The sequence below is a fragment of the Micromonospora sp. NPDC051296 genome, from assembly GCF_040682255.1.
GTDB classification, from domain to species: domain Bacteria; phylum Actinomycetota; class Actinomycetes; order Mycobacteriales; family Micromonosporaceae; genus Micromonospora; species Micromonospora craterilacus.
Genome location: NZ_JBFBAO010000308.1, coordinates 1 through 8,769, shown reverse-complemented (window position 1 = coordinate 8,769; position 8,769 = coordinate 1). Strand labels below are relative to the sequence as shown.

The window sequence follows — 8,769 nt, the reverse complement described above, 5'->3', positions numbered from 1 at the left end:
CCGTTCCTCGTCATTACTACCAGCTCAGGCCGCCTGGAGACCCTCCGCACGGGCCAGCTCACGGAGCCGGCCGAGCGCCTGGATCTCCAGCTGCCGGATCCGCTCGCGGGACAGCGAGAACCGCGAGGCCACCTCGGTCAGCGAGTGCTCCCGACCGTCCTCGAGCCCGTAGCGGGCCCGCATGATGCCGGCGGAGCGGTCGTCCAGGTGGTTGAGCAGCCCCTCGATCCGCTGCCGCTCCAGCCCGGTCAGGACGATCTCCTCCGGCGACGGGGCGTCGCTGTCGGCGACCAGGTCACCGAGGTTGGTGTCGCCGTCGTCGCCGACCGGCGTGTCCAACGACACGGTGTCCTGCGACCAGCGGACCAGCTCGTTGACCCGCTCGACAGTCACGCCGAGGGCCGCCGCGATCTGCTCCGGCTCCGGGTCGCTGCCCAGCTCGCGGGTGAGCTGGCGGGCTACGTTGCGCATCCGGTTGACGTCCTCCACCAGGTGCACCGGCAGCCGCACGGTGCGCTCCTGCTGGGCGATGGCCCGGCTGATCGCCTGGCGGATCCACCAGGTCGCGTAGGTGGAGAACTTGTAGCCCCGCTCGTAGTCGAACTTCTCGACCGCCCGGACCAGACCGGTGTTGCCCTCCTGGATCAGATCCAGCATGGGCATCCCCGAGCGGACGTAACGTCGGGCGATCGACACCACCAGTCGTAGGTTGGCCCGGATGAACAGGTCCTTGGCCCGCTCGCCCTCGGCGACCACCCGGGCCAGTTCGTCCTGGGTGGCGCCGTCCGGTACCCGGTCCTCACCGAGCAGGTGCTCGGCGTAGAGGCCCGCCTCGATGGCCTTGGAGAGATCGACCTCCTTGGCGGCGTCCAGCAGTGGCGTCCGGGAGATCTCGTGCAGGTAGACTCCGACCAGGTCGCGCTCCTCGGCAACCTCGTCGGTTCGCATCCCGATGTTCTTGTCCACGTTGCCCACGGTCCCCTCGCTCGCGCCGGTTGCCCGGTTCCTTGCCATCCCCACGACTATCAGCCCTTCCCCGTACCTCCGCTGTGCCCATCGGTGCGGACATCTACACAACAGATGAGACGTGTCGGGGATTCCATGTCGTGGGTCGAAAGTGTCACGAATGCCTGATAATCAGCTGAGAGCACGGTCCATGTTTGCTGTCAGCACCCTGCCTGGCTGGTCGCCCGCAGGCACCCCGTGAGGTCGACGGATCGACGGATCGCCGTCCGTCCCGGTCCATGGCAACACTGCCCGGCCGACAGGCACAGCGACCCGGGTCACCACCGTGCTGCGATCCTGGTCACTGCCAGATACGCATACGCGGACCAGTTGGTTCATCCACGCCGGTGGTAATACCCCACGCCCTGATGAACAATCCGTGCCCCGGTCCTATGCCCGCCCCGGCGAACGGGCTGCGGGCGCTGTCGGGATCAGGACGCGAGCAGGGCGAGTGCGCCGCGTACCTGGTCGGCGGAACGGGCCAGGGCCGCCCGCGCGGCCGCCGTTGCCACCCCGGAGACGAGGCTGACCAGGGCGGTCTTCAGGTCACCGTCGGCCTCGTCCAGCGCGCGACGGGCGATCTCCTCGGAACAACCGGTCGCCTCGACCAGGATCGAGATCATTCGTCCCCGGAGCTTCGCGTTGGTGGCCACCATATCGATCATGAGGTTCGAGTAGACCCGACCCAGGCGCACCATGACCGCCGTGGAGAAGCTGTTCAGCACGAGTTTCTGGGCCGTACCCGCCTTCATCCGGGTCGACCCGGCCACCACCTCCGGCCCGGTGTCCACCCCGATGAAGACCTCCACGGCGCGGGCGGCCGGCGCCTCCGGGTTCGCGCAGAGCAGCACCGTCGAGGCGCCCTTCACCCGGGACGCGGCGAGCGCCCCGAGGACGTACGGGGTACGCCCGCTCGCGGTGAGTCCCATCACCAGGTCGCCCGCGTCCACGCAGTCGGCCGCCTCGGCCGCGCCCCGGGATTCGTCGTCCTCGGCGTCCTCCACGGCTCGCCACATCGCGTCCGGACCGCCGGCGAGATGGGCACAGAACCAGTGCCGCGGCGAGTTGAACGTGGGCGCCAGTTCGGCGGCGTCGAGCACGCCCAGCCGCCCCGAGGTGCCGGCGCCGAAGTAGTGCACCCGGCGCCCGCCTTGCAGCGCGGTGACCGCCAGGTCGACCGACTCCACGATCTCGTCCAGGACCGCGGCCACCGCGGCCGGCGCCCGACGGTCCGCCTCGTTGATCACGGTCAGCACGTCGCGGGTGGACATCAGATCCAGGTCGACGCTGTGCGGGTTGCGCCGCTCGGTCGGCGCGCCGACCCGGATCGTCGGCCGGGCCGCCGGTGCGGCCGCCTCGTCCGGCTCCACGGCACCGGCGGTCATGCCCGCCTCCGCGCGGAGCCGATCCGGTGGGACCGGACCGCCTCGGCGGTCGCCTCCAGCGCCTTGCGGGCCCGGGGGCGGTTGCGGGCGGCCACCCCGACGAACAGGCAGTCGACCACGGTGAGCTGGGCGAGCCGGCTGGCCGTCGCCCCGGAACGGTACGTGGTCTCCCGGGCCGCCGTGGTGAGCACGTGGTCGGCGACGTCGGTGACCGGTGAGCGCGGGAAGTTGGTCAGCACCACCGTGGTCGCCCCCCGGCCCCGCGCCTGCTCCAGCACCTCGACGACGTCGGAGGTGGTGCCGGTGTGCGAGATGCCGATGGCGACGTCGCCCCGACCCAGCAGGGCCGCCGAGGTCAGCGCGGTGTGCACGTCGGGGAAGTAGAACGCGGTGCGGCCGATCCGGTGCAGCTTCTGCTGGAAGTCCGAGGCCACGAAGCCGCTTGCGCCCGCGCCGTAGATGTCGATCCGGCCGGCGCCGACGATCGCGTCCACCACCCGTTCGCAGACCGCCGGATCGAGCTGCTCGGCCGTCTCCTCCACCGCCCGCGCGTCGTTGAAGGCGATGGTCGCGATGATCTGGGCCAGGTCGGCGCCGGGCGGGATGTCGCCGCCGACCACCCGGGCGTCCGGCGGCTCGACCCGTCGGGCCGCCTCGGCGGCGAGCCGGATCCGCAGCTGTGGGTAGCCGTCCATGCCGACCGACCGGCAGAACCGGATCACGGTCGCCTCGGACGTCTCGGCGGCCGTGGCGAGGTCGGTGATGGTCCGGCGGGCCGCGTCGGCGGGGTCGGCGACGACCAGCCGGGCGACCCGCTGCTCGGCCGGCGACAGCGACGGGAGCAGGCCGCTGATGTGGACGATCAACCCACCCGGCTCGTGACTCGCGGAAATCTTCGGACTCTTCGCCACGGATGAAACTTACTTTCATGAGCCCGGGAGCGTCAACCATGCCACGCGCTCCGACGAACGTACCGGCGACTGCCGGTCACGGTGCGTACAGCCTGCCACCCGGCCCACCCCGCCGCCTCCCCCGCCGGGTCGGGTCCGCCCGTCGGGTGGGGCCGGGTCGGGACCGACCGGACGGCGGCACTAGCGTGAGGTCATGGCGGATCGCAGTGTGCTGGTCACCGGGAGCACGGGCGGGCTCGGGGCGGCGGTCACCGCCGCGTTCGTCGCGGCCGGATGGCGGGTGGTCGCGCCGCAACGCCGATCGCCGACCCCGCCCCCCGGACCAGGGGCCGACCCGCCGGTCCGGCTGGTCGCGGACCTGACCGACGCGCAGGACGCGGCCCGGGTGGCCGAGGTGGCGGCCGGTGACCCCGAGGCGCCGCTACGGGCCGTGGTCAACCTCGTCGGCGGGTACGCCAGCACCGGGCTGGTGCACGAGACCCCGGTCGAAGAGTTCGACCGGATGCTCACCCTCAACCTCCGCCCCACCCACCTGGTCACCCGGGCGGCGCTGCCGCACCTGGTCGCCGCCGGAGGCGGGGCGGTGGTCTGCGTCGCGGCCCGCGCGGCGGTCGCGCCGTTCCCGGGCGTCGCCGGCTACGTGACGGCGAAGGCCGCGGTGCTCGGCTTCGCCGCCGCCGTGGCGGTGGAGTACCGGTCGGCCGGGGTGCGCTGCAACACCGTGCTGCCGAGCGTCATCGACACACCGACGAACCGGGCCGCCATGCCCGACGCCGACCACGCGCGCTGGGTCGACCCGGCCGAGATCGCGTCGGTGATCCGTTTCCTGGCCTCCGACGAGTCGGCGCCGACCAGCGGCGCCGCCGTGCCGGTCTACGGCCGGGCCTGAACCGCGGCGACGACCCGCGCTACGGCCGGGCCTGAATCGGGACCAGACCTGACGCCCGGCCCGGCCTGCGCGCCTCGCTGCGCACCGGGCCGCGGCCGGCCGGTCCGTCCCCGGCGGCCAGCCAGCCGGCCAGGTGACCCTGGATCTCCCGGGCCACGTCCTCGGCCCGCCGGTCCGCGTCGATCACCACGAACGTCGGGTACTCCGGCAGCGTCCGGTAGGCGAGATCGGCGGCCGTGAGGTAGTCCAGGCTCTCGTGATCGGTGCCGCGCCGCTCGATCCGCCGGTACGCCTCCGCCGGGTCCACGGCCAGCAGGAATGTCACCTGCGGTCGCGGAAAGAGCCGGTAGCCGGCCCGGACGAGGCGTTCCCAACGCCGTCCGCCCTGCCCGCGGAGGCTGGCGTACTGGCAGGCGGCGTACCGGTCCATCACGGCCACCCGGCCGGTGAGCAGGCCGCCGAGCAGCGCCATCGCGATAGCCAGCCAGCGCAGCACGGACTCCAGCACGAGCATCCCGTCCCGCCCGACCAGCGCCTGGGCGTCGGGCCGGCCGAGCCGGTGCGCGGCCCGGCCGAGCCAGCGCCGCCCGCCGGCATTGCGGTGATAGGTGGCGGGATATCCGGCTGCGGTGAGTGTCTCGGCGAGCCGGTACGCCTGGGTGGTCTTGCCCGATCCGTCGATGCCGATCAGGGCTATGGTGCGGAGTCGGGCGGTGCCGCACCGGGCGCCCGTCGATCTGGCCACTCTGCACAGGTTATCCGACCAACGCACGAAGCCTGCGTTTTTCGTACCCTTTGATCACCATTCACACCCTTCCGCGAGCCGTGCAGGTGTGGACGACCGGAATGCCGGGTACCGATCGGGGATCCCACCGGTGGCAGCCCGACGACTCGACGGGAGACGCGAGATGGCCGAGCGCGACGACGAGACTCTTCTACACACCCTCAAGAAGGTCGCCGCCGTGCTCAAGCAGTCCGAGATCCCGTTCGCCCTCGGTGGCAGCTTCGCGGTGTACGCGCACGGCGGGCACTCCAGCGAGCACGACGTCGACTTCCTGATCCGGGAGCCGGACGTGGATGCCGCCCTGGCGGCACTGGAGTCGGCCGGGTTCACCGCCGAACGGCCGCCGGAGGACTGGCTGGTCAAGGTCTACGACGGCGGCCGGATGGTGGACCTGATCCACCGGCCGATCGAGACGCCGGTGACCGAGGAGACCTTCGCCGACACGGTGGTGCGACCGGTCGACGCCATCCACATGCCGGTGCTCTCGGCCACCCAGCTGATGGTGCACAAACTGCTCAGCTTCTCCCAGCACTACTGCGACTTCGCGCGGGGACTGCCGCTGGCCCGGTCGCTGCGGGAGCAGATCGACTGGGAACGGGTACGCAAGGACACGCAGCACTCGCCGTACGCCGAGTCGTTCCTGGTGCTGCTGGACCGGCTGGACGTCGTGCCGTACTGCGGCACGGCCGACGGAAGGGGGACACCGTGACCACGCACCGCGACTACGGCACCGGGCCACCCGACGAGTACGTCGAGGCGGAGATCCACCGGATGCTCACCGAGGATCCAGCCGTCGCCGAACAGGGCATCACCGTGGTCCGCCGGGAACGCGCTCTCGTGCTGTCCGGCGAGGTCGAGAGCGCGCACCGGCGCGAGGAGATCCTGCGCCGGGTGGCCGAGCGCTTCCCGGACGTGCCGATCACCACCGACATCGGGGTGATCCGCGCGCAGGCGCCCACGGAGATCGAGCAACTGCCCTGAGGGAGGTTCGATGGCTATCCGCATCGCCGCCGTGGGCGACGTGCATATGGACGAGGACGTGGTCGGCCGGTTCCGGCCCGCTCTGGAGCAGCTGCCCGACACCGCCGACGTACTGCTGCTCGCCGGCGACCTCACCCGGCACGGCACCGAGGACGAGGCGCGCTGCGTGGCGCGGGAGTTCGGCGGGCTGGGCGTGCCGGTGATCGCCGTGCTGGGCAACCACGACCACCAGTGCGACCAGGTGTCGCAGGTGGTCGGGGCGCTGGAGGAGGCGGGCATCATCGTGCTGGAGGGCAACGGCGTGGTGCTGGACTGCGTGGGCGGCCGGCTCGGTGTCGCCGGGGTGAAGGGCTTCGGCGGCGGCTTCGCCGGCCGGTGCGCCAGCGACTTCGGCGAGCCGGAGATGAAGGCGTTCGTGCACACCACGACCGAGAGCGCCGACCGGCTGGGCGAGGCACTGCGGTCGCTGGACTGCGACATGCTGGTGGCGCTGACGCACTACTCGCCGGTACCGGACACCCTCGCCGGGGAGCCGCTGGAGATCTACCCGTTCCTGGGCTGCTACCAGCTGGGGCAGGCGATCGACTCCGCACCGACCGCGCTGGCCCTGCACGGGCACGCGCACCACGGCTCCGAGCGGGGCACCACGCCCGCCGGAATCCGCGTACGCAACGTGGCCCACCCGGTGATCAAGCAGGCGTACAGCGTGTACCACCTGGGCGACCACCTTGATCAGCCCAAGGTTTCCGGCGTAGGGGCCGGGGGTATTCAGCAACCATGGAGCTGATTCTCTGGATTCTCGCAGTCGTACTGGTGGTCTCCGGCATCCTCGCGCTGTTCCGCCGGCAGATCCTCTGGGGCATCGTCCTCATCGTGGTCGGGCTGCTGGTCGGCCCGGGTGGTGTCAGCATCTTCCATTGACGCGGAGCGGCGCGGGGCGCCGCCCACACCGGACCCGCCGGGGTCGTCGTGACCGGAACTCCGTCCTCCCGACCGGAGCCACCGGCCACGGCGACCCCGGCGTTTGCCGTCGGTAACCCGGCCTGGTCCGGCGCCGCCTGAACCCCGCGAGGCCACGAAGCATCCATCCAGATCCGCCAATGCCGTAATCCTTCCATCAGTCGCAGCAAGCCTGGCGAAAAACTCCATCGATCGATGGGCGGATGGGAGCGCGCCCAACCGCCGCCGGCCAGGTTTCCGGATTGTTACTTGTCCGTGTCCGTCCGGGGGCTGGACCGCGCCGGATGCAAGCGCTTACATGTGAAAACGCCCATCGGACCGGCGCCAGGTCAACCGGATGCGACCCGGCCAGCGCCGGCTAGGAAGGAGGACGGCATGGCGGTCTTTGCCAGGCCACGCCAGGCCCTCGCGATCGCTGGCGTGCTCGGACTGGCGCTCGGCGTCACCGCGTGCGGCACCGGAAGCAACAGCAACAGCGGCAACAACAACAATGCCGATTCTGCGGAGTGTGCCCCGTACGAGAAGTACCAGGGCCACGACGGCAAGAAGGTGACCATCTACTCGTCCATCCGGGAGATCGAGGCCGACCGCCTCGCTCAGTCCTGGAAGCAGTTCGAGGACTGCACCGGCATCACGATCAACCACGAGGGCAGCGGCGAGTTCGAAGCCCAGCTGCCCGTGCGGGTCGACGGCGGCAACGCCCCCGATCTGGCCTTCATCCCCCAGCCCGGCCTGCTGGCGCGGTTCGCCGAGCGGGGCCAGCTGAAGGCGGCCGGCGCCGACACCAAGGCGATGGCCGAGGAGAACTACTCCGCCGACTGGCTGAAGTACAGCACGGTGAACGGCACCTTCTACGGCGCGCCGCTCGGCTCGAACGTGAAGTCGTTCGTCTGGTACTCGCCGAAGATGTTCCAGGAGAAGGGCTGGACCGTCCCGACCACCTGGGACGACATGATCAAGCTCAGCGACACGATCGCGGGCAGCGGCATCAAGCCGTGGTGCGCCGGCATCGAGTCCGGTGACGCCACCGGCTGGCCGGCCACCGACTGGATCGAAGACGTCATGCTGCGGACGCAGACCCCCGAGGTCTACGACCAGTGGACCTCGCACGGCATCCCGTTCAACGACCCCAAGGTCGCCGAGGCGCTGGACCGCGCCGGCACCATCCTGAAGAACGAGAAGTACGTCAACGGCGGCTTCGGCGGGGTGCGCAGCATCGCCACCACCTCCTTCCAGGAGGCCGGCGTGCCGATCACGCAGGGCAAGTGCGCGCTGCACCGGCAGGCGTCGTTCTACGCCAACCAGTGGCCGGAGAACACCAAGGTGGCCGAGGACGGCGACGTCTTCGCGTTCTACTTCCCGGCCATCGACCCGGCCAAGGGTAAGCCGGTGCTGGGCGGCGGCGAGTTCGTGGTGGGCTTCGCCGACCGTCCCGAGGTGCAGCTGGTGCAGACCTACCTCGCCTCGGGTGAGTACGCCAACAGCCGCGCGAAGATCGGCGACTGGGTCTCGGCGAACAAGAAGGTCGACCTGGCCAACGTCGCCAACCCGATCGACAAGCTGTCGGTGGAGATCCTCCAGGACGACAGCTCGGTCTTCCGGTTCGACGGTTCCGACCTGATGCCCGCCGCCGTCGGCGCCGGGACCTTCTGGAAGGGCATGGTCGACTGGATCAACGGCAAGGACACTGCCACCGTCCTCCAGGGCATCGAGAGCAGCTGGAAGTGAATCCAGTGGTGGGCCGGTCCGCGATCGCGGGCCGGCCCCCCCCCGCGGGGGCGAAACCCATGGGGGGGTGTTGTTAATAGAAATAGCCGCGCCCCCAGGTAGGAAAAGCACACAGATAAACAAACC

General features: G+C 70.8%; 10 protein-coding genes. 6 read left to right on the top strand and 4 right to left on the bottom strand.

Annotation, left to right across the window (positions count from 1 at the left end; all coding sequences use genetic code 11):
• Positions 1 to 24: 24 nt before the first annotated feature.
• From AB0M52_RS25965 to AB0M52_RS25955, 3 genes are all read right to left on the bottom strand, one after another.
• Positions 25 to 1,014 (bottom strand): sigma-70 family RNA polymerase sigma factor, encoded by a 990-nt coding sequence (locus AB0M52_RS25965; protein WP_363958699.1) that lies wholly within the window; start codon positions 1,012 to 1,014, stop codon positions 25 to 27.
• A 422-nt stretch (positions 1,015 to 1,436) separates the two neighbouring features.
• Positions 1,437 to 2,390 carry an N-acetylmuramic acid 6-phosphate etherase gene (locus AB0M52_RS25960; RefSeq protein ID WP_363958696.1) on the bottom strand — a complete coding sequence of 318 codons (954 nt, stop codon included), beginning with the start codon at positions 2,388 to 2,390 and terminating at the stop codon, positions 1,437 to 1,439.
• On the bottom strand, positions 2,387 to 3,301 hold the full coding sequence (locus tag AB0M52_RS25955; RefSeq protein WP_363958693.1) for a MurR/RpiR family transcriptional regulator: 915 nt from the start codon (positions 3,299 to 3,301) through the stop codon (positions 2,387 to 2,389). Before AB0M52_RS25955 ends, AB0M52_RS25960 begins: the two co-directional genes overlap by 4 nt.
• A gap of 193 nt (positions 3,302 to 3,494) precedes the next feature.
• Between AB0M52_RS25955 and AB0M52_RS25950 the strand changes: the two genes are divergently transcribed.
• Entirely contained in the window at positions 3,495 to 4,190 is a 696-nt protein-coding gene (locus AB0M52_RS25950; RefSeq protein WP_363958689.1) for an SDR family NAD(P)-dependent oxidoreductase, read from the top strand.
• Between the two features lie 19 nt (positions 4,191 to 4,209).
• Here AB0M52_RS25950 and AB0M52_RS25945 read toward each other — a convergent pair whose 3' ends face one another.
• Positions 4,210 to 4,935: a thymidylate kinase gene (locus tag AB0M52_RS25945; protein WP_363958686.1), complete on the bottom strand. Its 726-nt coding sequence runs from the start codon at positions 4,933 to 4,935 to the stop codon at positions 4,210 to 4,212.
• On the opposite strand from AB0M52_RS25945, the gene AB0M52_RS25940 reads away from it, so the two are divergent.
• From AB0M52_RS25940 to AB0M52_RS25920, 5 genes are all read left to right on the top strand, one after another.
• Positions 4,871 to 5,683: a nucleotidyltransferase gene (locus tag AB0M52_RS25940; protein ID WP_363958683.1), complete on the top strand. Its 813-nt coding sequence runs from the start codon at positions 4,871 to 4,873 to the stop codon at positions 5,681 to 5,683. The two genes, AB0M52_RS25945 and AB0M52_RS25940, sit on opposite strands and share 65 nt — an antisense overlap.
• Before the next feature lie 62 nt (positions 5,684 to 5,745).
• Positions 5,746 to 5,955, top strand: a complete 210-nt coding sequence (locus AB0M52_RS25935; RefSeq protein ID WP_233513777.1) for a hypothetical protein — start codon at positions 5,746 to 5,748, stop codon at positions 5,953 to 5,955.
• A 10-nt stretch (positions 5,956 to 5,965) separates the two neighbouring features.
• Positions 5,966 to 6,742, top strand: a complete 777-nt coding sequence (locus AB0M52_RS25930; protein ID WP_363958680.1) for a metallophosphoesterase — start codon at positions 5,966 to 5,968, stop codon at positions 6,740 to 6,742.
• The gene (locus AB0M52_RS25925; RefSeq protein WP_199523832.1) at positions 6,733 to 6,876 is read left to right on the top strand and encodes a GPGG-motif small membrane protein; all 144 of its coding nucleotides are present in this window, start codon (positions 6,733 to 6,735) and stop codon (positions 6,874 to 6,876) included. Before AB0M52_RS25930 ends, AB0M52_RS25925 begins: the two co-directional genes overlap by 10 nt.
• A gap of 414 nt (positions 6,877 to 7,290) precedes the next feature.
• On the top strand, positions 7,291 to 8,643 hold the full coding sequence (locus tag AB0M52_RS25920; protein WP_363958677.1) for an ABC transporter substrate-binding protein: 1,353 nt from the start codon (positions 7,291 to 7,293) through the stop codon (positions 8,641 to 8,643).
• Positions 8,644 to 8,769: the final 126 nt, after the last annotated feature.